Source organism: Streptomyces sp. NPDC059816, from assembly GCF_042732055.1.
Classification (GTDB): Bacteria; Actinomycetota; Actinomycetes; order Streptomycetales; family Streptomycetaceae; genus Streptomyces.
Window position 1 is genome coordinate 1 of sequence record NZ_JBHWIQ010000026.1, and the last position, 24,389, is coordinate 24,389.

Genomic DNA, 24,389 nt, shown 5'->3' on the forward strand with positions numbered 1-24,389 from the left:
ACGCTGGGCCTGGGTCCTGCACCCCGCCGACTCCCGCACCGCCCTCGCCCTCGCCCTCGCCACCCTCCTCCTCGGCACCACCACCGCACTCACCCACCAGCGCCCGAGGCCGGCATGACCGGCGGCCCCGGCGCCGGGCCCGCTCCCCACGCCCACCGCACCTGTCTTTCCCCGCGCTGCTCCAACGCCCGGTTCACAGGCCTTGCGTCCCCCCTCGCGGGGTGAGCCGTCACCCCTGGGACCGGCTTCCTCCCGGGCAGCCCCGTGGACCGGTCCCGGCGCCTCCTTCCCTCCATCCCCGATCTCCCGGTAAGGACTGTTTTGCCCAGGACACTTCGCGCCGCTTTGTGGCCGTATCAGCAAGAAGCCGTGGATGCGCTCCGCACCGCGTTCACCAGCGCCGAACGTGCCACCGCCGTTCTGGCGTGCGGTACGGGCAAGACCCGGATCGCCGCCGCCAGCGTCGATACCCTGACCGGCCGTTCGCAGCAGGCCAGGGTGCTGGTGGTGGTGCCGTTCCTGGAACTGATCACGCAGACGCTCCGGGAGTGGCGCGCCGTTGTCCGCACCCATCGCAGGTCCGCCCTTTGCGGTGGTGTCGCCTGAGGACTGACGGTCTGACCGGTTCGAGGCGGTTCGGTCTGCACCCCTGGGCGTGGGCCGAACCGGTGGAGGGAGGCGACAGCTCGTGACGGTCACCGCACCGGCAGGACTTCGCGTTCGTGCTCCGTCCAGGGAGAGGTGGTCACTTCTGGGTGAGGACGGCGGCGGCCCGGTGGAGGAAGTCGGCCACCCGGGGTTCCCTGCTCCAGGGGCGCAGCGCGTCGGCGACATCGCGGAGGTAGTCCCGGGCGCGGGTCGAGCGGACGCCGGAGAGGATGTCCAGCGCGCGGTCGGCGGTGGCCAGCCCCTGGTCGAGGTCGCGGAGCTGCGCGTGAGCCGTGGCCTCGACTGCGGTGCGCAGTCCGACGGAGCGGGTCCGGATGTCCGCGGGCATCGGGGCGGCTCGGTTGCTCCAGCGGAGCGCCACTTTGGGCTGGCCGAGGTCGCGGAAGATCTCGCTGGCGTCGGAGGCGATCCGTTCGGTGTTCAGGTAGCCGAGCCAGGCCGGGTCGCGGGTGTGCGGGTGGATCCGGTCGATCAGGTTCTCTGCGGTGGCGATGGCGGTGGAGGCCTCTCGGGCGTTTCCGGCGCGGCCGTGCGCGTGGGCGGAGGCCATCAGGGCGAAGGCCCGGACTCTGGGGGCGCCGTTGCGGGCGCGTTCGTGGGCGGCGTCGGCCATGTCGATGGCTTCGGTGAGGTGCCCGCGCAGGAAGCTCTGGAGGGCCATGGTGGACAGGACGTACGCGCCGGTGTCGACGTCGCCGCCGGCGCGGGCGAGGCGCAGGGCCTGGATCAGGTGGCGCTGTCCGGTCGCGTGTTCGCCCATGTCCACGGCGGCCCAGCCCGCGACGCGCGCCAGTTCGGCGGTGGCCGCGAACAAGTCCCGGCCGACTTCGGCGGTGTAGGTGCCGTGGAGCAGCGGCATCGCGCGCTTCAGGCAGTCGAGGACGGCGGTGACGCTGCCGCCGCCGTAGCGGGCGTCCGCGCTGCGGGCCCGATCGGCCTCGGCCCACAGGTGTTCCACGTCCGCGCGGCCGACACGTCGGCCCTCGCCGCTTCGCTGGGGAGAGTGGTCGGCGGGGGTGGTGATCCACCGGACGGTGGGGCTGGTGTAGGCGCTGATGGCGAACGGTGCGGCGAGAAGGCGGCGGCGTTCCACGGAGCTCCAGTAGTGCGTGACGTAGGCGAGGGCGTCGTCGGGGTCCCGGGGGAATTCAAGTCCCAGATCGGGCCGGGCGGCGTTCGGCGCGCCCATGCCGATCTCGTCCAGGTGTACGGGGCGGCCGAGGTGTGCGGTGAGGACGGCCGCTATCAGCGTGGGGGCGGGCGGGCGCGGGGACATACCGCCCAGCCAGTTCGCGACCGAGCTGTGGGTGTAGGCGGTGGGGGTCCCGGCGAGGGCGCTGAGGTGGTTGACCCGCGTGGCCAGGGCTTTACGGCTGATCGCGGCGGTGTCGAGGAGCCGGGCGAGCGGGGTGTTGGGGCGCTTGCGGGACCGGGGGGTGCCGCTCACCGTGGTCCCTCGCTCGTCGCGGCGCCATGGGAGACGGGCCGCGCGCCTGCCGCCCCGGGCTCCGGGGTGGCAGCTGTTCGGGAGTCAGAAACGTGTGCCCCCTTGTGTGCCTCCCCGGGTATGCGGGCGGGGGGTTGTCTGGTCGGTGGCGGGCCGGTGGCCCGATGAGCTGCGGGTGCGGGAGAAAGGAGGCAGGGCATGGCGGGTGTCCGGTTACGGGAGGCGGGCGGGGTGCCGTGTGGGGGCGGAGTCATCCGTGAGGGCCGTCGTTCAGGCGGCCCGGGCGAGGGTGAGGAGTTCGAGCACGCCCTCGCCGGTGGCGTAGGTCGTGAAGCGGGGGGTGAGGTCTTGGACGAGCTGGACGCAGCGGGGGGCTCCGATGGCCTGGGCGAGGGTGAGGGCTTCCCGGGCGGCAACGGCCGCGCGTTCGGGCTCGCGCCGGTCGAGGTGGGATGCCGCCTGGTAGGCGAGGAAGACGCCGCGGGTCTTCGCGCGGGCGGCGGGCAGCAGGTCCTGTCCTTCCCGGATCAGCCGGTGCGCCCCGGGGTCGCCGAGGTCCCCGAGGGCCTGGCCGCTGTCAACGGCGAGGTCGGCGTCGGAGAGCCATGTGCAGAACGCGGGCCGCTGGCGGGTTGCGGCGGCGCCAAACTGCTGCTCGGCCGCGGCAAGGTGGCGCATGGTTTCCTTCTTCTCTCCTTGAGCGGCGAGCGCCCTGGCCCGGCGCAGGTGGAGCAGGGCGCGGGCGGCGGGGTGGTCGGCCCGGGTGAGGGCGTGGTGGAGGATCGCGGCGGCGGTGGTGTGGTCGCCGCGCCAGGCGGCGCCGTAGGCGAGGTCGCCGAGGGCGGCGGCGCCGAGGTCGCGGTCGCCCGCGGCGTGCGCGCTGTGGAGTCCGGCGGTCCAGTAGGCGGTGGCGTCCTGGTGGCGGCCGAGGTCGAAGCGGTGCCATCCAGCGCTCTGGCAGAGGCCGGCGGCGAGGGTGTGCAGGCGCAGCCCAAGGGGGCGGGTGTAGCGGCCGTGGGCGATGAGGTCGCTGACGGTGGCCAGGTGCGCGTCGAGCAGGGGCGCCGCGGCGTGCTGGCGCTGTTCGGCGACGAGGGTGGTGAGACGGCTCGCGGTGTCTTCGAGGAAGTCGACGAGTTCGCCGCCGACGGGCCGGCCGGCGGAGGCGGGGGCGAGGGGGTGGGTGTCGGCGTGGGCCCAGTCGGCCGCGAGGGCGGTGAGGGCGGCACCGGGAACGGCGAGGAGGAGGGCACGTCGGTCCACGGTCAGGGCCTCTCGGATCGCGGGAACGGTGCTGAAGGGAGTCAGGGGGATCACCCCGCAGGGCAGCCAGTGGGGCCACGGCCGGGCGTCCACGCCCTCCTGGGGAATCCCGAGCACCTCGGCCAGGTAGCTCTGGGAGTGTGCGTCGGGGACTACGCCGTTGACCTCCCACTTGCGGATCCGGTGCCGGTCCGCGCCCGAGCGCAGACCGCGGCGCAGGGCCGTGGCGCGGATCGCCCGGGCCAGGTCGGCGCGGGTCATCCCCTGGGCTTGGCGGGCGAGGGTCAGACGATGTCCGGTGAGCTCGGTCACACCCTCCATCCAATCACCCGGGGAGGCTCGCACGCAGGGGTCCCGGGAACGGGACCCCTGCCGGGACCCCCTCCAACTCCTGGACGAAACCCCATGGTTGCTCCGACGATTGGCATCTCCCCCGCTGCACCCGGTCCGCCGCGCGTACTCCCACGCCGTCGCTCCGCAGGCCCGGGAGAGCGATCGGCCCACGCCGGTGCGGCCCGGCCGGGGGGTTCCCACGCTCAGGCGGGCTGCGGCGGCTGTCCCTCAACGGCATTGGACGGTGGTGTGATGACGCGTACGGGATCTGGCGCGCGGACCTGGCCGGCGGACATCGCCTCGGCGTCGGTGGAGTACCGCGACCTCGCCCACGCCGAGGGGCACAGGGCCGCATGAGCCTGAACAGTGCCTACTGGATGAAATACGCCATCGGCGTCGCGCAAAGGGCGTCGCCGCCAGGCCGGCGGGTCGGTGTTGCGCTCGTCTCTGAACGTGACGAGCTGATTTGCTCCGCTTTCGAGGGAGAAGTGCGAGGCGCATCCTGGTATCGCATTCTGCGGAGCAAGGTGCAAGAGCTCGGAACACGCAGCGCGCACAGCGCATATCTGACGGTCAACACCCTGTCAGCGGACCGCACGTTCGAGCTCGGCGAACTCTCGAAGGCGGTGCGCATCGACAGGGTCTATGTGGGCCTGCCGGACCCCGCGTTGACGAAGTACCTCGACGACGATCCCGTCATCGGACGAGGGCCTGTGCACCGCTTCCCCGACGATCTGCAGCGTGAGATCCTCGCTCAGAACCAAGGCGCCTACGCAGCAAGTGAGCAGAACATCGAGTGCAACCCTCACTACTCGACGCATCGCATCAGTGAGACAGTTTCTTCCAGGTTGACGTCGAAGGGATTCGCGCTTTCCAGGAGTGATGTCCATGCGAACAGAGGGAGGGCCGCACTCGCTTCGCTACTCTGCCGAATGTACGGAATCGAGCCCAAAGAGGCCGATCGCGTCGTTGACGAAGCATTGTCCGAGGCGTTTGACGCGAAGTACGGCGCCTACGAATACACGTTCGATGCCCGTGCCGCCAACTCGAAATGGACTGACGACTTCGTGTCGGTTCACAAGAGGTCGTCCGCAATGCCTCTGTCTGCCGCCACCATCCTCAACGTCGGCGTCGGAGGGGGTTACGAAGCAGCGGCTCTTTTCTCAGATTGCCCGCAGATCACCTTCGTCGACATCGCGGAGCGTGGTCTCGCGAACATACGCGGGCGCATCCCCTCGTCGAGAACCGTCACCTCCAGCGCCGAAGACCTGTCGGCCCTACCGGAGAACGGTTACGATCTGTATGTCTCCTTGAGGACGTACAACTCATCGTTCTTCGACACGCCCGCAGCCGCCTCGGAGGCGCACAGGGTACTGAAGCCGGGTGCGGTGATCATCGTCTCCGTGGCCAACGGATTTCTGTACACTCAGCGGGGCTGCGTTGTGCCAGGATTGATTATCCCCGGCACGGACTTCGTCGACATCTATCGCGGTATGGACACAGCGAGCCTGGTTGGCGTGGAACTCGATCGTGCCGGATTCAAGGACATTCGCATGTTCCCGACAAGTACCGAGATTTACCTGTCAGCTGTCACCGCCTAACATTTTCCACCGGTCCTCCGGCGGCCGCGTCCGCGACTTCCGTCAGATCTGTGGGGCGACTGGATCCCAAACGGCCGGGTGCGACTGGAGTGTTCAGAGTGACAAGCATGAAGGAAGGACTTCTGCCATGAACGGGCCAGTGACCGTTGCCCAGCGGATCCTGCGGTTCAACGAGGAACTCGCGGGAACTGTGCTTGAAGTGCCTCCCGGGTTCGAGGTCATCAATCCGTTCAGCGGCCCCCAGAAGGAACGCGTCCGGGAGGTGACGACGGCGTTCTACGGCAAGTACTACGACGATGGCAAGCCGCGGCGCCTGGTCCTGGGGAGCTCGCCCGCCCGGCGCGGCACAGCTGTGACCGGGGTTCCGTTCGAAGACGCCAAGCTCCTCGAAAGCGAAACGGGAGTCGACGTCGACGGCTATGCGGTCAGCCGGCCCTCCGCCGGGTTTCTGCACGACGTCATCAGGCGCTACGGGGGCCGCGACACGTTCTACGCCGACTTCGTCATGAGTTTCGTGTGCCCCCTCGGCCTGGTGAGAACGAAACCCAGGGGGAAAGAGGTCAACTGCAACTACTACGAGAACAAGAAGCTGCTGGAGCTCCTGCACTCCTTCCTTGTGGACACGCTGGAGCGCCAGTTGGCGTTCGGTACCGACACTTCGGTGTGCTACTGCATCGGCAGCGGCGAGAACTTCAGGTTCCTCACGAAGGTGAACGAGGGCCAGCGCTTCTTCGAGAACATCGTGCCCTTGGAGCACCCGCGGTTCATCACCCAATACAACGGGGACAGGAAGGAAGAGTACGCCCTGAAGTACCTCAGCGCCTTCCGTGGACACGATGAGTAGCAGGCTTGCCTTTGGAACGCTCGTCCACTTTTCAGCTGAGGCTGTAAAACCCCAACGCGTTGGAACGGGAAGAAGGAGAGCAACAAATTGGCGGCCGAAGACAGGGTACTGGTCCACTTCGACTCGGAACGCGTGAGCGTCTTCCACTCCCGGAGCGGTGAGCTGGAACTGCTCAAGAGGGAGCGGCTCGCGTTCGGGGGAACTCTCGCCCCCGATCTGCTGGCCGAACGAGTCGGCGAGTTCTGCTCCGGCCTCAAAAAGTTCCACGATGTCGTCGACAACAGGGGAACACGGTTGTACGCCACCGGGGCGTTCCAGCAGCTCTCGCAGTCGGACGCGGCCGCTCTGGTCAACAGCGTCTACGTCGACACCGGCCTCTACTTCAACATAGTCGGGCCTGAGCTGCAGCGGTTCTACCTGGAAACGGGTATGTCCGCGTGCGGATCGGACGAAATGGTGGAAGGCGTGATCCGGCGGGAGTTCCGGAAGGCTGTGGTCTGCGGCAGTTTCCAGCAGTCCCTGGAGTACATCGAGGACACCGTCGCCCGGCTGCGCGGGAGTGGCGCCGATGTGCTCAGCCCGCTGAGCACCAGGATCAAGCCGGAGACCGTGGGCACCGACTTCATTCTTTTCGACTATCAGGATCTTCTGAAGAACGAACGCGATACGTGGCGGCACAAGTGCGTACACATGGACGCGTTCCGGGAAGCCGATGCCGTCATCGTGTGCAACCCCGGCGGGCTCGTCGGGAAAGGAACGATCTTCGAGCTCGGCTTCATGGCCGCACTGTCCAAGAGGGTCATCTTCACGGAGGAGCCCCGGGGCGTCTCCGTCTTCTTCCCCTGCGAGGTCGGCCTGGGAGTCTGAGCGCTCCCGTTGAGCGCTGCGGCATTCCGCCCCGGTCCTTCTTGCCCGGCCAAAACCACGCGATGGTCCAGCCGGGGCAGCCCCGGGAGCAGGTCTCCGCTCCCTCCGCGCTCTCGTTATCACCTGATCTCCCGCTCGGACACGACGATCCGGAAAGGACTTCCGCCGGTGCGCGACTTAGAACCCTTCGACACAGTGCGCGACAAGCTGCGAGAGATCGTGGCGTCTGTCCTGGAAGTGGCAGAGGAAGACGTCGATCCTGGCGCCCTGTTCTACGAGGACCTCGGCATGAGCTCCCTGGAGAAGGCCGCGGTCGCGGCCGCGGTCGAGCGTGAGTTCGGAGCCCTGTCCGCCGAGGAAGGCTCTGCCCTCACCAGCCTGGACGCCGCGGTCTGCGTGCTCGGTGAGCGGGCGGCGAACTACTGCGCGGTCGACCTGATCGACCGCCTGGTGGCGGGTCATGTCCGCGCCGGCCGGGGCGATGGGGCCGCTTACCTCGACCCCACGGCCGGGGAGGTCACCTACGCGGGCCTTCTGGAGGCGGCACGCGGGTACGCGGGCGCCCTCAGGGCTGCGGGAGTGCCGGAGGGCGTCCGCGGCCTCCTGGTCGCCGACGACTCCGTGGCGACCGTGGTCGCCGTCCTCGGCCTGTGGTGGCACGGCTGCGTCCCCGTGCTGATCAGCCCGGTACTCACGGACGACGAAGTCCGCTACATCGGCGCGGACTGCGCCGCCGCGATGGCGCACCTCGACGCGGCCCCCAAACGGCAGCGCGCCCTGGAGGAGCTGTTCCCCACCACCACCCGGTTCTCCGGCGCGAACGTCCGCGCCGCTCTGGCGACGGCCGAGCCCGGCCCCGCACGGCGCCCGCAGGACGCCGGGCCCCCGGCCACCTGGGGCACGGGGCGTGAGGCCCTCGTGCAGTACACCTCCGGAAGCACCGGCATGCCCAAGGGGGTGCGGCACTCGGCGGGAGCGATCACGGCCATGGCCGACGGCATCGGCACCGTCCTGGCGCTGACTCCCGAGGACACCGTGCTCTCCAGCGCCCGGATGAGCTTCGGCTACGGCTTCGGCGCCTCCGCCCTGTGCCCGCTGGCGGCCGGCTCCCGCGTCGCGCTCATCAGCGGCCCGGTCGACGTCCACGCGCTCGCCGCCGCGATACAGCGACACCGGCCCACCGTGCTGTTCTCCGTCCCGCGGCTGTACGCCGCACTGCTGAACGCACCCGGAACGGCGGCGGACGCCTGCGGCTCTGTGCGGCTGTGCGTGGCGGCGGGCGAGAATCTGCCCGCTCCGCTCAGCGAACGGATACGCACCGCCTTCCAGGCCGGGCTGCTCAACGGCCTCGGCGCCACCGAGGTCCTCCACATCGTCGTCGGCACACCGCCGGAGGGCGGGCGTCCGGGCACCTTCGGCGTCCCGGTCCCCGGGATCACCGCGACCGTCCGCGCCGCGGACGGCACGCCCGTCGCCGACGGCCTGGAGGGCCGGCTGCACATCTCCGGCCCGACCGTCGCCCTCGGATACATCGGCCGCCCGGAGGCCGATGCGGTCACCTTCGCCGACGGCGGCGCCTACACCGGCGACGTGGTGCGCCGTGCGCCGGACGGCACGTTCACCCATCTCTGCCGCGTCGATGACCTGCTCAACCTGGGCGGCTACAAGGTCGCGCCGGGCGAGATCGAGAACGTCATCCGCAGCGCTGAGGGGGTTCAGGACTGCGCGGTGGTCGGCGGCCGCGACGCCGACGGCCTGGAGCAGGCCGTAGCATACCTGGTGGCCCGGCCGGGATGCGACGAAGCCGTGGTGCGGCGCGCGGTGATCGCCGCGATCCGCGGCGCTCTCGCCGCCCACAAGCGGCCCGCCCGCCTGGAGTTCCTCGCCGAACTCCCGACGACGTCGACCGGGAAGCTGGCCGCCTTCGCCCTGCGGAAGGCGGCTGGCCGACCGTGACCTGGGACATCACGGGCATGGCCGCCGTCGCCAACATCGGCGCCAGCCCCAAAGAGATCTTCGCCGCACTGTGCGCGGGCCAGGAGAGCCGCGCACCCTTGAGAGCGTTCGACCCCGGCAAGTACCGGGCGAGATTCGCCTACGAGATCGACGACCGGCCCGCGGGCGGAGGCGACATCCCCCGGCGCGCCACCCGCTGGCTCACCACCGTCGTCCGCCAGGCAGCCGCCGACGCGGGCCTGGGCGAGGACCTGTCGCAGATACCCGTGCTGGTCGGGACCACCATGCGCGAGCAGCGCAGCCTCGAACTGTGGTGGCGCGAGAACACGGACGTCACGCTCGAAGAGCTGCACTTCGGCACCGCCCTGAAGGATGCCTTCGGGGCGTCCACCACGTACACCTTCGCCAACGCCTGCTCCGCCACGCTGTACGCGCTCGGCCTGGCCACCGACATGATCGACCTCGGCATGGCCGACACGGTCGTCGTCGCGGGCACCGACGCCGCCACCGAGAGCGGCTTCGGCACACTCGACCGAGTACAGAACGACATCCCCGACGCGCTCCGCCCCTTCGACACCACGCACAAGGGCATGCTGATGGGCGAGGGCGCAACGGCCGTCGTCGTCCAGCGCACCGGCACCGAACGAGGACCTGTACACGCCCGGGTGCGCGGCGTGTCCATGAACTGCGACGCCCACCACGCCACCGCGCCCGACCCCGACGGCATCACCCGCGCCGTGAAGGACGCCTACCGCAGGGCGGGGGTCCGGGCGCAGGACATCGACCTGGTGATGCTGCACGGCAGCGGCACCCCCCTCAACGACGTGACCGAGGCGAGCGTCCTGAACCGCATCTTCCACGGCGTACGGCCCGGGCCGCGGATGACCGCCATCAAGGCGATGACCGGCCACACCCTGGGTGGTTCGGGACTCCTCAGCCTCCAGATGGCGGTCCTCGCCATGAAGGAAGGGACGGTCCCCCCGGTCCTGGGCCTCACCGATCCGATCCCCGAGGCCACGCAACTGGGCCTGGTCCAGGGCGCCCCCGTATCCGGTGACCTGGCCATCGCGCAGATCGATGCCTTCGGCTTCGGAGGGATCAACGCCGTCGCAATCGTGGACGCATCCCCATGAGCGGAACGAGCACCGCACGAACGAGCGACCCGAGCTCGAGGGCGGTCGTCGTCACGGGCATCGGATTGGCGCTCCCGGGTGTCGCGACGTACGGCGACCTCCTCGGGCCGCTGCCCGGCGAGGGCGGTTTCGATCCGGCCACCGGACTGAGCGGACGCGAGCTGCGCCACAAGGACCGTGCGTCCCGGCTCGCCCTGCGAGCCGTCGAGTCCGCCCTTGGCGACGCGGGCCTGACCGACGCCACCGCGGCGTTCACGGGCGCGGCCGATGCGACCGCCGTCGTGGTCAGCACCAACCTGGGCAACGCAGACAGCGTCTGCGAGGCCGCCGACACCATCGCCGCAGAAGGTGTCAGGGGCTTGAGCCCGCTCGGCCTGCCCCAGACGTCGAGCAACGTCGTCGCCGGCTGGGTGGCCATCCGCTACGGACTGCGCGGCCCCAACCTCACCGTCTGCAACGGTGTCACAAGCGGGCTGGACGCCCTCGCCTGGGCCCGGAACCTCATGCTGGCCGGGCGCGCCGAAGCAGCCGTCGTCGTCGGCGTCGAACCGGCAGGCGACGCGACGACGAAGCTGCTCGGCGAGCAGTCCACCGACACAGCGGTCGCCGTCGTCCTCGAACCAGCGGACGCAGCCGCTGCCCGTGGCGCGCGGCCGCGCGCCACGATCGCCGGGCACGCACGGGCCCAGGACCTCGCCGAGGCACTCTCCTGCGCCGGTATGACGGAGACGACAACCGTCGGACTGTGGCTCGGGGACGAGGCGAGTGCCGGAGCGGGCCGGCTGCTCGCAGACACGCGCCGGATCGACCTGGACGCCCAGCTGGGCCCGCTGTCCGGGGCACTGGGCGTCCTGCAGTGCGCCGCCGCGGCCGCCCACTTCGAGACCGGCGCCACCGGGAACGTGCTCGCCACGGCTGGCGGCCCTCGCCACGACGCGGCAGCCGCTCTGCTGCTCACCCCGTGGCCGACCACTCGTTCATCCACCCAGGAGCCGGGGGAACACCCATGACCACTGCGACCGTGAGCATCGAGGAACTCCGCGCCCTGATAGCCGGCGTCCTGGAGATCGAACCCGAAGAGGTCACCGACCAGGCACACTTCACCGAGGAACTCGACATCGACTCGCTGCTGATGCTCGAGATCTCCACCCGCGTGGAGACCTCGTACGGCGTCCCGGAGAACACGGTGGTCGTCAGCGGGGCCCGGAACCTCTCCCAGCTGCACGCCCTTCTCCTCTCCAAGCTCGTCGGCGAGACAGCGGCCGGGCCGGTCATCCGCCCGAGGCCGCTGAGCGATCCGGCGGTGCGCCTGTTCCTGTTCCACCATGCCGGCGGCTCTCACCTGCTCTACCGAGGCTGGGCAGAGCACTTCCCGAAGGACTGGGAACTCTGCCTCCTGGAAGCGCCGGGCCGAGGGCAGCTGCATGCGCTGCCGCTGATCGACGACTGCGACCGGCTGGTCGACTACTTCCACACCGCGATCGAACCGCTGCTCGACCGGCCCTTCGGGTTCTTCGGCCACAGCATGGGCGCCGCCATCGCCTACCAGCTCACCCTCCGACTCCACCACGACCAGGACCCGCTCCCGGCCTGGCTGGGGGTGTCCGCCTACGGCGCCCTGCGGTCAGAGGCCGGCACCGAGGGGCGCCCTCACCTGATGTCCGACGACGAGCTGCGCAGCTGGCTGCGGAACGTCGGTGGCAGCACACCGCAGCTCCTCGACAACGACACCGTCTGGCGCCAGTTCGCCCCGGTGTTCCGCAACGACTTCACACTCCTGGAAAGCTGGACGCCGCCCCACGGCCCCGAGCCGCTGCCCGTTCCGCTCTCCGTGTTCGGGGGCCGCCACGACAAGCTGACCAGCGAGGAGTATCTACTCTTCTGGCAGGTGTTCACCACGCACTTCCGCGGACTCGAAAGCTACGAGGGCGACCACTTCTACCTGATGAACCACCAACAACCACTCGCTGCCGCCATCACGGCCGCGATGCGCGCCGCCGCGGCATGAGCGCGCCTCCACCACCACGTCACCCGCTGGATGATCAAGTCCAAGAGGCGCCCGGACAGGCGCGGGAGCGGGCGCTCAGGCGTCGGGATCGACTTCGGGGTGCGTGAACCGCACCGGCCTGCCCAACGACCGGGCGTGCGCGATCTCGGCCCGGGTGCTGTCTCCGATGTAATCGCCGACCACGAGCACCGTGTCGGCGAGCAGGATCTTCGACCGGTGCAAGGCGTCGAGCCGAACCTTCAGCGCCTCAGCCTCGACAGGATCGGACCAGAGCTCGTGCGACGACTTTAGGTCGCAACCCGGCTTGACCACAATCCGTCCGGCCATGGTCTCCCGCACATCAGCCTCAGCCATCTCGGCCATGAAACGAGTGGAGCCGCAAATCACAACAATTTCCGGGAAATCCATCCGCTTCTTCGCCTCGGCGAGCTGCTCCTCCGGGGTGATCACATGCGGGGACGACACTGGTTCCTCCTGGTGGTGCGGCCCGAGGGTTGTCTGCGCAGACGAGAACGAAGGCATCCACGATCACCGTACGGTGATCGACACGAACACCCCGCGCCAGCACTTTATGCGACGAGCACCCCTGCCCGGCGCCGTAGCGCCGCCGGTCGGCGCTACGCCTCGCCGGTGCGATGCCGGGCTGGTCGCCCTCGCCCTCGCCCTGAAGAGCCGATGGCGGTTGGCGCGTTCATCACCTCGATCAGCCGGTTCACGCGGCAGGGGCCGCAGTGTCGCTCTGATCGGCCGGGCGCATGCCGGCAGCCGGTGGCGATGCCGGGTCGGGGCCTGGGCACTGCGACGCCCCGAACGAGTGATGCTCCACCAAATGGCCGCGCTGACGCGGCATCGTCCGTCGGCGACCTGGCGGCCGCGGTCCGCACCCGCCACCGGATCGCCCCGACCACCTGGCACCCCCACGTCATCCGTCCGCTGACTCCGTTCGCTTCGACGAGGAGACCATGTCCACCCCATCTCACCAATCCGCCCCCAAGCATGTCTCCGCGACTTCCACACCCGGCCACACCGCGGAGGAGGAGCAGATCACGGCCGTCGCCGCCACACTGGTGCTCGCGTACGGACTGCACCCGGCAGACATCACGCGCATCCCGGAAGGCACCGCGACGGACAACTACGCCGTCGTGGACCAGACGGGCCGACGGCACTTCGCCAAGGTCTACCGCACCCGGGAACACCTGCATCTGGAGCGGACGTCGGTCGAACTGTCCGAGTACTGCGCCGACGGAGGCGTCGCGACCGCGCGGGCAACCCGCACACGCGAGCACGAACTCATCGAGGCCCACGGCCCGCTGCCGATGTCCCTGTGGTCGTACGTGCCGCACACCGCGAGCGCCGAAGGCGGCCTGGCGGGTGCACGGTGGGCAGCTGTCGGCACGGCGATGGGCCGCCTCCACCGCCGGCTCTCCTCTCACCCCGCCGCGGTACCCACGCGGGAACCCGGCGCCACGGTATGTGACATGGCTGCCTCGCGGCACCGCTTCGAGCGCCTGATCCATGCGTACCAGCACAAGTCCAGACTCGGGAAGTTCGAGACGTGGGCTCTCCAGGCGGCGCATGAGCGGCAGACCATCCTGGGGGACATCGAACGCGCCCTCGCATCGCTTCCTCGGCTGACCGTCCAGGTCCTGCACGGCGACATGGCCGGACCCAACGTCCTGTTCAAGGACAACGAGGTTGCCGCGATCGTTGACTTCCGACCGCCCGCATCCGGGTACCTCGCCTGGGAGATCGCACGTCTCGGCTGCGACCCCAAGAGCGTGCTGGACAACAGTGCGGAGAGCTGGCTCACCGGATACACCGATCTCACCCTGGCCTACCGGGACGCCAACCCGAGTGCGTCTGCGGACGATCTCGTGTCCTCGCTGCGTGTCGGCTGTGCAGCCATGCTCTGCTCGGCCTTTCCGCTGTCGGTACCAGTGGAACGGCCGCACATCGTCGACGCCGCGATGGAAGCCTACGGGCGGGTACGACATGAGGCGGCCCTGATCCTGCTGGACCGACTCCCAACCATGGAGGAGGCCCTGCGCGACACTCTTCGCTGAATCATGCCCCCACGGCCGCGGCATAACTCACGCAAGCCGCAACCCGGACAGCGAACTCGCATGTCCGGACCTTCTGTGGGCCGCTGCATCCACACCGGCTCGATGCCGGGCACGCTCTCCACGATGGTGTCGCCGAAGTGATCGCACCACCCCGCAACCGGCGCCCGGACCCTCCCCCCACCCCGGCCCGCCCACCATGGCCCCGGCAGCAGGCCGGACTTCTACGACGCCCTGGACGATGACACATGACCCACCACCTCACCCGCATCCACCTCAACCCCTCCCGCCCCCGCCTCGCCGCCATCACCGAACAGGGCGACAGCGCCCCAGGCGACCGAGACCGGGCTTCCGGAGGACGCGTACCGGCAGGCGGTCGCGGTCGACCCGGCCGGGCGGGAGCTGTACGCGCGCCTGGAGCGGGGCGAGATCACCCAGGAGCGGTGGAACGCGGAGATGGGCGCCCGGCTCAAGATCGACGGCACCAATCTGATGGGCCGAGCGCTGACGACCCTGCGCCCGGAGCAGCGGGTGATCGGTGCGGCGGCGGCGATCCGGGCGGCCGGGGTGCGCACGGCGGTGTTGTCGAACTCCATGGGCCTGACCCCGCACAACCCGTACGGTCCGTGGCGGCTGGAGGAGTGCCACGATCTGGTTGTCCTGTCCGAGCAGCACGGGATGCGCAAGCCGGAGCCGGCGATCTACGAGCTCACCCTGTGCCTGCTCGGCCTCCCGCCGGTGGAGTGTGTGTTCGTCGACGACAACGAGGAGAACCTGGCGCCCGCCCGGGCGCTGGGCATGACCACGGTCCACGCCGCCTCCCCCTCTGTCACGCTCGCTCGGCTCCGCCAGCTCCTCCCCCACGTCCCCGACATCGACCGGGAGGTGGTGGGCGGTGGGACGTCGTGACCGGACCACCGCCCCAGAACCGGTCAGGGGGGTGGGTGGGGTGCCCGGGCAGGGCCGTCTTTCACCGTCGGCGAGCCCAGGCGGCCTGGAGACGGACGAGATCGCGGGGGAATCCGTGCGACGGCATGACCTCAGTAGAACACTTATCGAACATGCATGCGAATGCAGGGGGGCTCGTCGAGAGTGGCCGCCGCCGATCATGGACAGGCCGTGCGCGGTGGCTTGCCGCCCCCACGCCCCAGCTCAGGGGGCTGTTACGAGCGGAGGGCTCCAGTGATCGCGGCGCCGGGGTCCTCCGCTGTACTGCGCTACTGGGTCAGCGGCGGGGGCGCCAGCGCGTGAAGAGGCACTCGGTGTCTTCTACGCCGACGCTGAAGGGCAAGGCGATGCGGTCGAGGGAGACGGCCTCGCCGGGGGCGAGGACGGTGTAGCCGCACTGGGTGTAGAAGGCGCCCAGGTCACGGTGGGTCTCGTACGAGCCGTACAGCAGGAAGTAGTCGAGCTGGTGGTAGACCTGCCAGGCCCGCTTCATCAGCACGCCGGCGATTCCCTGGCCCCGGGCCTCCTCGGCGACGGCCAGGCCGTGGATCTTGGCGATGAACACGCTTAGGGCCAGGGCCTTATCTCTGGGGTATCCGGCGTCCATCGCGTTGCCGATGACGGTGGCCGGGGCGGTGATGGACAGGACGCCGACCGGCTGGTTCTGCGGGTCGGCGGCGACCAGGGTGAGGCTGGTGCCGCTCATCGACTCGGCTCCGGTGTGCCCGGCCGTGTGGTGCGCGAAGCTCTTCTGGAAAGTCTTGCGGGTGCCGTCCAGACCGTCGAGCAGGGCGGCGCCCTCCGTGCCGTCCTCGATCGCGGAGCGCAGGGCCGGGATGAGCCGTACTCCGGCGGCTTGCAGCATCGTGTCAGCGGCCTCGGTGTCTTGGGCCCGTGCGCGGCGGATAAGGGTGCCTGCGGGCCCGGGCCAGCCGGCGCGGATCCGGTCGGCGGACAGCGGGACGGTGCGCCTGGCCTTCGTCTTCTTCGCTGTGGTCCGTCCCACGTCAAACCTCGATGTCCACGAGTGGCGGCAGGCTGTGCAAGGCCTCGGGCAGGTCGGTGACGCCGCGCTGGAGGTACCAGCCGCGGGCCCAGCGCAGGACGGCGGCACGGCCGAGACGCCATTCGTCGCAGAACTGCGAGAGGAAGTCGATGCAGAAGTCCTCGCGCAGCGCCACCAGGGTGTCATCCTGCGGCCACTCGCTCATGGACAGCCCGGCCTTCTCCGGGGTGCCGAGGTCGAGGGCGTCGGCCAGGACCGCGGCGGCGGTGCGGCTGGTGCCGCCGCCGTTGTAGCCCCAGCCGTAGCCGCCCAGTTCGTCCTCGTCCTTCGCCTTGAGCTCGCGCAGCACGGTGACGTTCTGGCGCTGGGTGGGGCCGTCCTCGGGCTTCTCGACCAGGAGCCGGGCGGGCCGCCACTCGTTCTCGTTCTCATCACCGCCAACACCATGGATGCCGTGGTAGGTCCGGTCCTCATACGCCATCGTTGCGTTCCCTCCCGTTGATCGTCTTGACGGACGCGTCCACCCTGCCGGACACCGGCCCATACCGACAGGGCGCGCTCGGTCAGTGCTGCTGCGTGAACCGTTCGAGGAGACGTTGGCGCTCACCCGATCACCGGGGCCTACCAGTCTGGGCCCCCAACTCGTACCGCCGGGTGGCACGGCCCAGGACCTGGTCGCTCCCCTCGGAATCGACCTTGATGCGTTGCAGCGAGCCTTCGCCGAAGCCGTGCCGAACGAGCCAGCCGACGCCGCCACGGACCCAGAGGACACGAAGGCGAGCACGTCCACCCCGGATCGGGCTGACGCCGTCAACGAGATTTTCCGCAAGGTCTCGGTCGGCGCCGCTGAGGCTGCCGCCGCGTGGGCGCAGGCTGCGGTGAACCGTCTCCAACGGCAGGGTGACGCCGCAGCGGCCGCGGATGCGCCGCGGGAACGCCGAATCTCGGCCATCAGTCAGCCGATCACCTCATCCAGCGGCGCCCGGGCATCGGGTGCCGAGAACGCCGCCGGCGAGCAGCGACTCGCTGCCCAGGTGCGCCAACACCCCGAGGACCGACAGGGGGTACGGAGAAGACAGCGGGGGCACAGCACAGGGATCCTGTCTCGGAGAAGGGATGGATGCGAGGAGTGCAGGTTCCGCGCCCTCGTCCAGTCGGCTGCGCCCGCACATCCGTGCCGCCCCCGCGAGCTCCCACGTGGGGGCGGCACGGATGTGCGCACTGAGTGCGCATCGGGTGTGGTCATTGCCCGTCGAGTTTCGGAACCTACAAGGGTGTAGGTTGAGCCGCTCCGTTAGCAGTGAGTCCTGCTGAGACTTCGGATTCCATGTTGTGTTAGCAGCGGGCCGGTGGCTGATCTTTAGCAATCGTGTGGCCCGCCGGGACGGACCGTTGGACTGAGGTCTGGTGCAAGGAGCCGGAGGACCTGCCCCGCCTCCTTGAGGGCGTCGCCGAGCGCATGAGTCTGCTCGTGACCGGCGACGCCCGACGTTTGCGGCGGTCAGGCCGTGTTGGAGCGGGTCGAGGTGATCGCGACGGATGTGTAGGGCGTGGTGGCGTGGCCGCCGAGCTTGTCGATCGCGGTCCCGGCGCTGTCCAGGACCTCGGCCATTTTGTCTGCGGGGAGTTGGGTGAGGCCGCCGAAGGTGGGGAGCTGGTCGAGCCACTCCTCTCGGGAGTAGGTGCGCTCCCAGGTGAAGCGCCACTGTTCCGGCTCGCTGAAGGTGCCGGTCTGCCGGATCCCGTCGGCGATTTTCGCGAACAGTGGCTGGTATGCGTCCACGGCTGATCCTCTCAGCAGGCCGGGGTTGAACGGGGAATCGGGGGCGACCCGTCGGAGTGCTTCGGCGAGGGCGTCGATCACCTCGGCCGGGAGCTGGGGGACGTGGTGGAAGGGAGCGAGTCGGCCGCCGGGCCGGAGCACCTGGGCCGCCTTGGCCGCGCCGACGGCGGGGTCCACCCAGTGCCAGGCGGTGCCGGCGATGACCGCGTCGAACTGCCGCCCGGCCGGCTGCCAGTCCTCGAACCTGGCGACCTCGACCTCGACACCGCTGCGTCGCGCAAAGGCGGCTATCCGCTCGTCGGGCTCGACACCGAGCACCGTGCAGCCGGCCGCCTCGAATTGCCGGGCCTCGATACCGGTCCCGGCTCCGACGTCGAGGACGTGCCGACCCGGGCTTGCCGCGACGATCCGATCCACCAGGGCCTGGGGATACGGCGGTCGGGCGCGGTCGTAGCGTTCGGCATCGACGCCGAACGACTCGGCCGTCTGCCGGTGGCGGTGGGGCTCGGGCCCGGACGTGTCCGGCTGTCCCTGCGATAAAGTGGGCATGCGCCCACACTAATGGGCGGTTGCCCACTTGTTAAGGCGGGGCGGTGCGGAAAGGGAGAAAATGCCGTCAGGGGTGCACATCCACAACGTGCGCGGCCAGTTGTTCGAGGCCGCCGAGCGCGTCCTGCTCCGGGACGGGCCCGACGCGTTGACCAGCCGGGCGGTCACGGAGGAGGCGAACTGCGCCAAGGGTGTGCTGCACCGGCACTTCACCGACTTCGACGCTTTCCTGGCGGAACTGGTCCTCGATCGCGTCCGCGGCATCGAGGACCGAACCACGACTCTGCGTGCCGCCGCCGGCACCGGGAGCGTGGTGGACAACCTCGCTGACGCCCTGCAGGACCTGTTCGGGCCGGTCACGGTGGCAATCGTCGCGCTCATCACCTTCCGCGACGGCCTCCGCGCCCGGCTGCGCGAGGCCGGTCTGACCGGCATCCCGCTGGCCATGCAAGGCACCGCCATGATCGCCGCCTATCTCACTGCCGAGCGGGAGTCGGGGCGCCTGGCCGGTGACGCCGACATCGACACACTCGCCCCCACCCTCGTCGGGGCCGGGCACCTGCTGTTCGCCGACCGGACAAGCGCCCCGCCGCAAATCGCCGCCGTCCGCAAGATGGTGACCACCGTCATCGCCGGCGCCTTGCGACCACCCCAGCCGTAGGCCGGGCCGCCACTCAGGTGACCGAGGATTCCACCGCGTCCAGGAGGCTGAGCAGGTGCTCTGCTTCGTTGATGAGAGCGGTGCCCGCAGGAGTGGCCGTGAGGGGGCTGGTCCGTTCGATCAGCTGCACGCCTGCGGCCTTCTCCAGGGCATTCAGTTGGTGCGTGAGCGTCGTCGGCAGCGTTCCGAGGCTTCTGGCGGCCGCGCAGAGGTTCCGTTGGCCGGGCAGTCGGACCAGGTGCCTGAGGTGTTCGACGCAGTTGCGGACGTTGCTGATGGCCGCCATCGACTCGGACAGGGCCGGCGCGTCCGGCAGGAGCGCGAACGGGTTGCTGGTGGCGCTGCTCGGGCGGATCTCGATGCCCCACTTCTTGGCCAGGAGGTTGAGGCGGTGCCTGTCGAGACCGAACTGGTCGGCGATGTCGGGGATGCTGAGGCGTTGGTGCAGGTAGGCCTGTTCGAGTTCCTCGCGGGTGATGCGAAGGCTGAGCGGTTCGGGGCGTGGTGTGGTGTGGACAGGGAGGAGCTGACAGCCTTCGAGAAGAAGACCAACCGGCCTACACTTTCCCACCGGCTCAAGCGTCGACGCGACCTGGATCTGAACTTGGACGATCGCCACTTGCTGGTAGCCGGCCCACCACCCCCAGCCTGAACCGGGGCCCGTGGTGCGTGTCGTCAGCGGCGTAGGACGTTGACGACACGTTCTCTGCCCAGGATTGGGGCGTCCTCACATCCTTCGGGAGTGACGAGGTAGGGGCCGACCCACTTGCGGGAGTAGCCCGTCGGGTCGTCCCGGTCAGGGTAGGTGCGGCGGTGCGGCCGTACGAACCACTGGTGCCGATAGATGCGGCCAGCGGTGTCGCGGGCACCTTGGTCGTCGTCGGAGGCGGGCCGGATGGACTGGCGGAGCGTGATGTAGCGAACTGGGGCGTCGGGGCGCGCGGCACCGCCGCGGCGTAGACGTTTGCGGCCAGCGGCGTCCGGCCGTACCTGTTCGGCCTGCCACAGCGCACGGCGTGAGTCAGCGGGCTGACGGATCAGTAGAAGGGTGCCCAGCAGAGTACGGATGATTCGGAGCTGGTCCTCGGTGCGGTCGTTGAGCCGCTCGGCGCCAACGCTGTACCGGTCCTTCGCCGGACGACCGTACGTGTCGACGGCCCAGGTGCGCTTCACCTCGTCCCACTCGGTCTCGGTGTTCAGCGGGATCGTCGCACCGAAGCCGATGGCAAGGTCACCGGCGAGCGTGTCACGAACCTGACTGGCCCAGGTTGGATCGGCCCGGCTGCCGAACTCCTCCAGGGTCCGCCGGTACGGCCCCGCGTCGTCCAAGACCAGGACGCGCAGCGCAAGCCCGGCCCGACACCACAGCACGGCCCGCGGCCGGCCAAGGGTCTTGCTGTGTGCGCTCGGGTCGTCAGACCACAGCAGGAAACCGATCGGGTCAGGCAGGTCGGCCGCGTCGAACGCACACACCGGCAACTCTTCGCCCGTCGTACGCGCCAGCCACGTCATGCGGTCGTTGACGAAGAACTGTTCCGCACCTCGTACAGCCGACTGCATCAGGAAAGGATCGGTGAAGCCGTTGACCTGCACCGGGTCCAACCCGCGTTGGGCGCGTGAGGCGTTGTCGGTGGCCCACCGAAGCAGGTCCTGGCGAACCTCGGGAACGTCGCAGGCCCGCAAATGCGTCGTCGCCATCTCAGCCGACCGACACCAGGACGGCGTCCTCGACCGCATCGCCCGCCGCCCGTCGGACGCAGGCCAGAGTCCGGTCGGCGTCGTACTCCCGGACCGCACTACCGGGCCCGTACATCAGCTTTCCTGCCCAGTTGACGGGGCCGAGCCCCTCGTTGACAACCTCGTACCGCTGCCGTGACGCCTTCAGGAACCGAAACGACAAATGCCGGCAAACACCGTCGTCCTTGACCACCGGCACCGACGCGCCGCCGAGCTTTATACTCAACCGGTTCTTCACCTTGATCATCTGCCGCTCCAGCACGTCGTACGGATCGATCTCGCTCACCCAAGGGCCCCTGCTGCGCGTCCCGCACCGATGGGGCGCCGTGGAGTGTCATGACCGCTCCCGCCCCGGTACTGGCCAATCAGCGCCCCGGCGTTATCGCAGCCATTCCTGCCGTGATTCGAAACAATGACGGCATGCACCGCACGCTGCAGATCAACCCAACCCGGACGTGCCACGGCGCGACGACGACGCCGATTCAATCAGATCCGATGAAGGCTGATGACGCGGTTCGCTGAAAACCGTCATTGTTCGTCGTGCGCTTGGCCCGGACAACCCCTGGGACCCGGTGAGAGCATCGGTAGAGACGGATCCTGCCCTGCGGCCAGAACGCTCAGAACCGCTTTCCGGCAGAATCCGGCCCAGCGCCCAGCGTTCGCCCGAAGCTGAGTGCAGCGGCAGCCGTCGCCCGGCGCGAGGAAGCTGCTCAGTTTAGCTATCCCCGGGAGGGCTTGAACTATCGGTGCATACTGTCCGGTTTCGTGTGCCGGGAGTGCGTCATCAGCCTCAGCGGCCAGGGGGCGGGCCCAGCGCAGGGCCCGCTCGAATTGGCGCGATCGTAGTCGGTGAGCTTCTTGGAGGTGGTGGTCACTGGCGAGGGGTCAGAACCGGGGGGTGGATTCCCAGGGCTCGTCGGCTGGGGCACTCCAGCCGACGTTCGGGAACGGTGGTTCCTTCGAGTACAGGTGGGAGGGCGGGCGCCAGAGCCTCAGCAGGGCGTCGGGAATGCTGTCGCCCACTCCCTGGCCGATCTCCTGCCCCTCCGGAGTCTTGGCGACGGCAATGTACGCGGGTGGGGCGGGCTCGTGGTCCACATCGCCGTCGGGGCCCGTGGAGCCGGGGTGGCCGTGGTCGTACTCGAGGGTGATGCTTCCGCCCTCCCGGAGCAGGGTGTCGGGGTCGATCCGTTCCCCGGCGGGCGGCTGGTTGACCAGGGTAATCGCGGCGACGACGGCGACGACCGGACGGCGGTGTCGGGTGAGGATCTGCGGTTGCCCGCCGGTGAGCTGTGTCGCGGCTTCAATCACCCCCATGAACTTGGAGCGGGCGGATTGGAGCGGCCACATCGGGTACCGGCCGGGGTCGGCCACACGATCCAGGGGCGCGATGGCGGCCCAGGTCGGGTACCCGCGGCGGGCGGCCGTGTCGGCAGTGATCAGGGTGACCGCCCCGGCCTCGGCCGCGGCCACCAGCTGACCCCAGCGGACCCGTGCTTCCTCCACACCCACCGGCGGCCCCGACTCCTCTACCAACTCCCTGTACCGGGGTGGGACGTTCAAGGGAACCGTCACTGAGGCGGCGGTCTCCGCCAGGTTCTTCTCTCCCATCTCCATAGGGTAAGGCGCCTTACAGAAATACCGCAAGGTGCCTTACCGTATAGAGATGGATGTGGTGCTCTACGGCCGGACACGATCGGTAGCAGCTGCTGCCCCGGGTGAAGGGTGTTCCATGCGGTGGTGGTGCCGCCATGGACGACGGTGGGGTTGAGGACCAGGCCCTGGCTCGCGCAGCGGGCGACCCAGGCGAGGAAGTCGGCGCGTGGAGTGGCCAGTTCGGCGAAACCCGAATAGCCGCGGGGTGGCCGGGTTCCTCCGGGCCACCGTAGGGGTTAGCCGGGTGCTGCGATGGTTCGGGTGTTGCGGCGGATGCGGGCGCGAAGGGCGTTGAGGTGGTGGCGGATTCGTTCGTAGGCGTCCGGGCCGGGCGGCGGGGGAAGGCCGGCCCGGCGCATCCGGGTGTGGAGCGCGTGGACGAGTTCGTCCGTGCGGGCGCGCGGGGCTTCCAGAACGTTCAGGAGGGAGATGTAGAAGATCATGACGGCCTCGGCGAGCGGGCTGGTGGTGAGTGCCATCCGTTCAAACCGGTCGCCGCCGAGGTGCCGGGTCAGGGCGGGGCTGCGGGTGACGAGGACGGCGGCGCGCAGTCCTGGCAGGGAGAGGTCTTTGGAAGGGGTGATGATCAGTGCGGCCCGGGTGAGGTCGAGGCGGTGGGCGCGGGTTCGCAGCAGGGTTGTGGGCCGCAGTTGGCCGGTGCCGATCTGGAAGGGGACGTCGAGGAGGGTGAAGGCGGGGTCAGGCACGCTGGGGAGGGTGTGGTGGCGAGGCGAGGTGTCCGGGGACGTCGTTGGCGTGGGCGCAGGAGGCGTACTGGACCAGGGAGTGGTAGGAGCCGCCGCGCAGCAGGGCGATGCGGTCGCGGCGCCACGGAGCGGTCGTCCACTCCCACACGTTGCCGCCCACGTCCCACAGCCCTTCGGGGGTGCGGCCGGCCGGGTGCGTGGTGACCGCGGTGGCCCGGCCGGGACCGAAGCTGCGGAGGTTCGCGGTCCCCGGTGCGGGTTCGGCATCGCCCCAGGGGAAGCGGCGATATCCGCCCCGGGAGGCCATCCACTCCCACTCCGCCGAGTTCGGCAGCCGCCCGCCGAGCACCGCGGACAGCTGGGCGGCCTCCAGCAGGGTCGTCTCCAGGCCGCCTGGCACGCCGCGTACGCCAAGTTCGCCGCCGTGCCCTGCTTCGGTTGTCCGTCCAACTCCACTGGCATCCCTACTGGGCGAGCCACCCCGCCGACACGGCGACCGCGGATCGGGTGCGGCTGCGCGCGGTCGCCCGCGCTGAAGTGGGGGGCGTGTACGCGGTGGGTGGCGGTGGCTGACCGGCAGAGCGTTCTCCGTGTCCGTTTCCACGGCCCGGTGGAAACGGAGGAGCTGTTCGAACAGCTCACTGGGCTCCTGCTCAAGGTCACTCCGCAGGTGCAGGCCATGCCGCCCGCCGAAGCCGACGTGGACGTGACGGGCGCTCTGCGGTTCTTCGACACGGGCCCGTATCGGCTGGCCCAGATCATCCAGCTCCGCGCGCTCGCCCTGTGCGGGACCGCCTCCTCTATCGGGTCGGCGGGCAACCGGGCGGTGGCAGCCATGGCGTGCGCCGCCGCTTCGCCGGGGCGGATCGTCGACCTCTCCTCACCTGCCGAGGAGGCCTCATTCCTCCGACCTCGCGCTGTCCAGGATCTGCACGGTGCGGGTCCGGCCACTGCCCGGGCGCTGTCCCGGTACGGGCTCCACACCATCGGCGCAGTCGCCGACGTGCCGCTCGGCACCCTGCAGCGGATCCTCGGCGCGGCTCAGGGTCGGCTGATCCACGACCGGGCCCGAGGCCGCGATGACCGGCCGGTCTCGCCCGGTGGCTGCCCCCCGCTCCCGCTCCGCCCGCTGGGACTTTCCCCGGGATGAGTTGAACCCTT

Annotated in this window: 25 protein-coding genes; 13 read left to right on the forward strand and 12 right to left on the reverse strand. The window is 69.7% G+C overall.

Annotated elements, in window-relative coordinates; all coding sequences use genetic code 11:
* The first annotated feature begins 264 nt into the window (after positions 1-264).
* Entirely contained in the window at positions 265-606 is a 342-nt protein-coding gene (locus ACFV88_RS28385) for a DEAD/DEAH box helicase family protein (protein WP_385494786.1), read from the forward strand.
* 139 nt (positions 607-745) lie between these two features.
* Here ACFV88_RS28385 and ACFV88_RS28390 read toward each other — a convergent pair whose 3' ends face one another.
* Both ACFV88_RS28390 and ACFV88_RS28395 read right to left on the reverse strand, forming a co-directional pair.
* Positions 746-2,116 carry a sporulation protein gene (locus ACFV88_RS28390; RefSeq protein ID WP_385494788.1) on the reverse strand — a complete coding sequence of 457 codons (1,371 nt, stop codon included), beginning with the start codon at positions 2,114-2,116 and terminating at the stop codon, positions 746-748.
* Between the two features lie 270 nt (positions 2,117-2,386).
* Complete coding sequence (locus ACFV88_RS28395; RefSeq protein WP_385494789.1) at positions 2,387-3,691, reverse strand: XRE family transcriptional regulator; 1,305 nt, start codon at positions 3,689-3,691, stop codon at positions 2,387-2,389.
* A gap of 374 nt (positions 3,692-4,065) precedes the next feature.
* Between ACFV88_RS28395 and ACFV88_RS28400 the strand changes: the two genes are divergently transcribed.
* The 7 genes from ACFV88_RS28400 to ACFV88_RS28430 all read left to right on the forward strand — a co-directional run bounded on the left by ACFV88_RS28400 (position 4,066) and on the right by ACFV88_RS28430 (position 12,121).
* Positions 4,066-5,313 carry a methyltransferase domain-containing protein gene (locus ACFV88_RS28400; protein ID WP_385494790.1) on the forward strand — a complete coding sequence of 416 codons (1,248 nt, stop codon included), beginning with the start codon at positions 4,066-4,068 and terminating at the stop codon, positions 5,311-5,313.
* A 127-nt stretch (positions 5,314-5,440) separates the two neighbouring features.
* A complete protein-coding gene (locus ACFV88_RS28405) occupies positions 5,441-6,157 on the forward strand; it encodes a uracil-DNA glycosylase family protein (protein ID WP_385494791.1) in 717 nt (238 codons plus the stop codon).
* 87 nt (positions 6,158-6,244) lie between these two features.
* Positions 6,245-7,024: a nucleoside 2-deoxyribosyltransferase gene (locus ACFV88_RS28410; RefSeq protein WP_385494792.1), complete on the forward strand. Its 780-nt coding sequence runs from the start codon at positions 6,245-6,247 to the stop codon at positions 7,022-7,024.
* 168 nt (positions 7,025-7,192) lie between these two features.
* Positions 7,193-8,980 carry an AMP-binding protein gene (locus ACFV88_RS28415; protein ID WP_385494793.1) on the forward strand — a complete coding sequence of 596 codons (1,788 nt, stop codon included), beginning with the start codon at positions 7,193-7,195 and terminating at the stop codon, positions 8,978-8,980.
* Positions 8,977-10,113, forward strand: a complete 1,137-nt coding sequence (locus ACFV88_RS28420) for a beta-ketoacyl synthase N-terminal-like domain-containing protein (protein ID WP_385494794.1) — start codon at positions 8,977-8,979, stop codon at positions 10,111-10,113. Before ACFV88_RS28415 ends, ACFV88_RS28420 begins: the two co-directional genes overlap by 4 nt.
* On the forward strand, positions 10,110-11,123 hold the full coding sequence (locus ACFV88_RS28425; RefSeq protein ID WP_385494796.1) for a beta-ketoacyl synthase N-terminal-like domain-containing protein: 1,014 nt from the start codon (positions 10,110-10,112) through the stop codon (positions 11,121-11,123). The genes ACFV88_RS28420 and ACFV88_RS28425 overlap by 4 nt, the downstream gene beginning before the upstream one ends.
* Positions 11,120-12,121: an alpha/beta fold hydrolase gene (locus tag ACFV88_RS28430; RefSeq protein WP_385494797.1), complete on the forward strand. Its 1,002-nt coding sequence runs from the start codon at positions 11,120-11,122 to the stop codon at positions 12,119-12,121. The genes ACFV88_RS28425 and ACFV88_RS28430 overlap by 4 nt, the downstream gene beginning before the upstream one ends.
* A 75-nt stretch (positions 12,122-12,196) precedes the next feature.
* Here ACFV88_RS28430 and ACFV88_RS28435 read toward each other — a convergent pair whose 3' ends face one another.
* A complete protein-coding gene (locus tag ACFV88_RS28435; protein WP_385494886.1) occupies positions 12,197-12,586 on the reverse strand; it encodes a hypothetical protein in 390 nt (129 codons plus the stop codon).
* Between the two features lie 497 nt (positions 12,587-13,083).
* Here ACFV88_RS28435 and ACFV88_RS28440 point away from each other — a divergent pair, with 497 nt between their 5' ends.
* Positions 13,084-14,184: a phosphotransferase enzyme family protein gene (locus ACFV88_RS28440; protein ID WP_385494798.1), complete on the forward strand. Its 1,101-nt coding sequence runs from the start codon at positions 13,084-13,086 to the stop codon at positions 14,182-14,184.
* A gap of 453 nt (positions 14,185-14,637) precedes the next feature.
* On the forward strand, positions 14,638-15,090 hold the full coding sequence (locus ACFV88_RS28445; RefSeq protein ID WP_385494799.1) for an HAD-IA family hydrolase: 453 nt from the start codon (positions 14,638-14,640) through the stop codon (positions 15,088-15,090).
* Between the two features lie 316 nt (positions 15,091-15,406).
* On the opposite strand, the gene ACFV88_RS28450 is transcribed toward ACFV88_RS28445, so the two are convergent.
* The 3 genes from ACFV88_RS28450 to ACFV88_RS28460 all read right to left on the reverse strand — a co-directional run bounded on the left by ACFV88_RS28450 (position 15,407) and on the right by ACFV88_RS28460 (position 18,467).
* Positions 15,407-16,135, reverse strand: a complete 729-nt coding sequence (locus ACFV88_RS28450) for a GNAT family N-acetyltransferase (protein ID WP_385494800.1) — start codon at positions 16,133-16,135, stop codon at positions 15,407-15,409.
* A gap of 1 nt (position 16,136) precedes the next feature.
* Complete coding sequence (locus tag ACFV88_RS28455) at positions 16,137-16,616, reverse strand: DUF6166 domain-containing protein (protein WP_385494801.1); 480 nt, start codon at positions 16,614-16,616, stop codon at positions 16,137-16,139.
* Positions 16,617-17,636: 1,020 nt separating this feature from the next.
* The gene (locus tag ACFV88_RS28460; protein ID WP_385494802.1) at positions 17,637-18,467 is read right to left on the reverse strand and encodes a class I SAM-dependent methyltransferase; all 831 of its coding nucleotides are present in this window, start codon (positions 18,465-18,467) and stop codon (positions 17,637-17,639) included.
* A 61-nt stretch (positions 18,468-18,528) separates the two neighbouring features.
* Here ACFV88_RS28460 and ACFV88_RS28465 point away from each other — a divergent pair, with 61 nt between their 5' ends.
* Positions 18,529-19,128 (forward strand): TetR/AcrR family transcriptional regulator, encoded by a 600-nt coding sequence (locus ACFV88_RS28465; protein WP_385494804.1) that lies wholly within the window; start codon positions 18,529-18,531, stop codon positions 19,126-19,128.
* Positions 19,129-19,141: 13 nt separating this feature from the next.
* On the opposite strand, the gene ACFV88_RS28470 is transcribed toward ACFV88_RS28465, so the two are convergent.
* From ACFV88_RS28470 to ACFV88_RS28480, 3 genes are all read right to left on the reverse strand, one after another.
* Entirely contained in the window at positions 19,142-19,699 is a 558-nt protein-coding gene (locus tag ACFV88_RS28470) for a LysR family transcriptional regulator (RefSeq protein ID WP_385494805.1), read from the reverse strand.
* 104 nt (positions 19,700-19,803) lie between these two features.
* Positions 19,804-20,721 (reverse strand): hypothetical protein, encoded by a 918-nt coding sequence (locus ACFV88_RS28475; protein ID WP_385494806.1) that lies wholly within the window; start codon positions 20,719-20,721, stop codon positions 19,804-19,806.
* Between the two features lie 106 nt (positions 20,722-20,827).
* Complete coding sequence (locus tag ACFV88_RS28480; protein ID WP_385494807.1) at positions 20,828-21,151, reverse strand: hypothetical protein; 324 nt, start codon at positions 21,149-21,151, stop codon at positions 20,828-20,830.
* Positions 21,152-21,201: 50 nt separating this feature from the next.
* Between ACFV88_RS28480 and ACFV88_RS28485 the strand changes: the two genes are divergently transcribed.
* Positions 21,202-21,387: a hypothetical protein gene (locus tag ACFV88_RS28485; RefSeq protein WP_385494808.1), complete on the forward strand. Its 186-nt coding sequence runs from the start codon at positions 21,202-21,204 to the stop codon at positions 21,385-21,387.
* A gap of 363 nt (positions 21,388-21,750) precedes the next feature.
* Here the strand turns inward: ACFV88_RS28485 and ACFV88_RS28490 are convergent, their stop codons facing one another.
* The 3 genes from ACFV88_RS28490 to ACFV88_RS28500 all read right to left on the reverse strand — a co-directional run bounded on the left by ACFV88_RS28490 (position 21,751) and on the right by ACFV88_RS28500 (position 23,628).
* Entirely contained in the window at positions 21,751-22,476 is a 726-nt protein-coding gene (locus ACFV88_RS28490; protein ID WP_385494810.1) for a hypothetical protein, read from the reverse strand.
* A 281-nt stretch (positions 22,477-22,757) separates the two neighbouring features.
* Positions 22,758-23,228 (reverse strand): hypothetical protein, encoded by a 471-nt coding sequence (locus tag ACFV88_RS28495; protein ID WP_385494811.1) that lies wholly within the window; start codon positions 23,226-23,228, stop codon positions 22,758-22,760.
* Positions 23,221-23,628 (reverse strand): formylglycine-generating enzyme family protein, encoded by a 408-nt coding sequence (locus tag ACFV88_RS28500; protein ID WP_385494812.1) that lies wholly within the window; start codon positions 23,626-23,628, stop codon positions 23,221-23,223. Before ACFV88_RS28500 ends, ACFV88_RS28495 begins: the two co-directional genes overlap by 8 nt.
* Before the next feature lie 210 nt (positions 23,629-23,838).
* On the opposite strand from ACFV88_RS28500, the gene ACFV88_RS28505 reads away from it, so the two are divergent.
* Complete coding sequence (locus tag ACFV88_RS28505; RefSeq protein ID WP_385494813.1) at positions 23,839-24,378, forward strand: hypothetical protein; 540 nt, start codon at positions 23,839-23,841, stop codon at positions 24,376-24,378.
* Positions 24,379-24,389 lie beyond the last annotated feature (11 nt).

What these genes read in the sequence shown, in the direction of transcription:
- ACFV88_RS28430 (WP_385494797.1), top strand. Translation starts at nt 11,120, where the DNA reads ATGACCACTGCGACCGTGAGCATCGAGGAACTCCGCGCCCTGATAGCC.
- ACFV88_RS28490 (WP_385494810.1), bottom strand. Translation starts at nt 22,476, where the DNA reads ATGGGAGAGAAGAACCTGGCGGAGACCGCCGCCTCAGTGACGGTTCCC.
- ACFV88_RS28455 (WP_385494801.1), bottom strand. Translation starts at nt 16,616, where the DNA reads ATGGCGTATGAGGACCGGACCTACCACGGCATCCATGGTGTTGGCGGT.
- ACFV88_RS28445 (WP_385494799.1), top strand. Translation starts at nt 14,638, where the DNA reads ATGGGCGCCCGGCTCAAGATCGACGGCACCAATCTGATGGGCCGAGCG.
- ACFV88_RS28460 (WP_385494802.1), bottom strand. Translation starts at nt 18,467, where the DNA reads ATGCCCACTTTATCGCAGGGACAGCCGGACACGTCCGGGCCCGAGCCC.
- ACFV88_RS28425 (WP_385494796.1), top strand. Translation starts at nt 10,110, where the DNA reads ATGAGCGGAACGAGCACCGCACGAACGAGCGACCCGAGCTCGAGGGCG.
- ACFV88_RS28400 (WP_385494790.1), top strand. Translation starts at nt 4,066, where the DNA reads ATGAGCCTGAACAGTGCCTACTGGATGAAATACGCCATCGGCGTCGCG.
- ACFV88_RS28465 (WP_385494804.1), top strand. Translation starts at nt 18,529, where the DNA reads ATGCCGTCAGGGGTGCACATCCACAACGTGCGCGGCCAGTTGTTCGAG.
- ACFV88_RS28485 (WP_385494808.1), top strand. Translation starts at nt 21,202, where the DNA reads ATGACCGCTCCCGCCCCGGTACTGGCCAATCAGCGCCCCGGCGTTATC.
- ACFV88_RS28440 (WP_385494798.1), top strand. Translation starts at nt 13,084, where the DNA reads ATGTCCACCCCATCTCACCAATCCGCCCCCAAGCATGTCTCCGCGACT.
- ACFV88_RS28405 (WP_385494791.1), top strand. Translation starts at nt 5,441, where the DNA reads ATGAACGGGCCAGTGACCGTTGCCCAGCGGATCCTGCGGTTCAACGAG.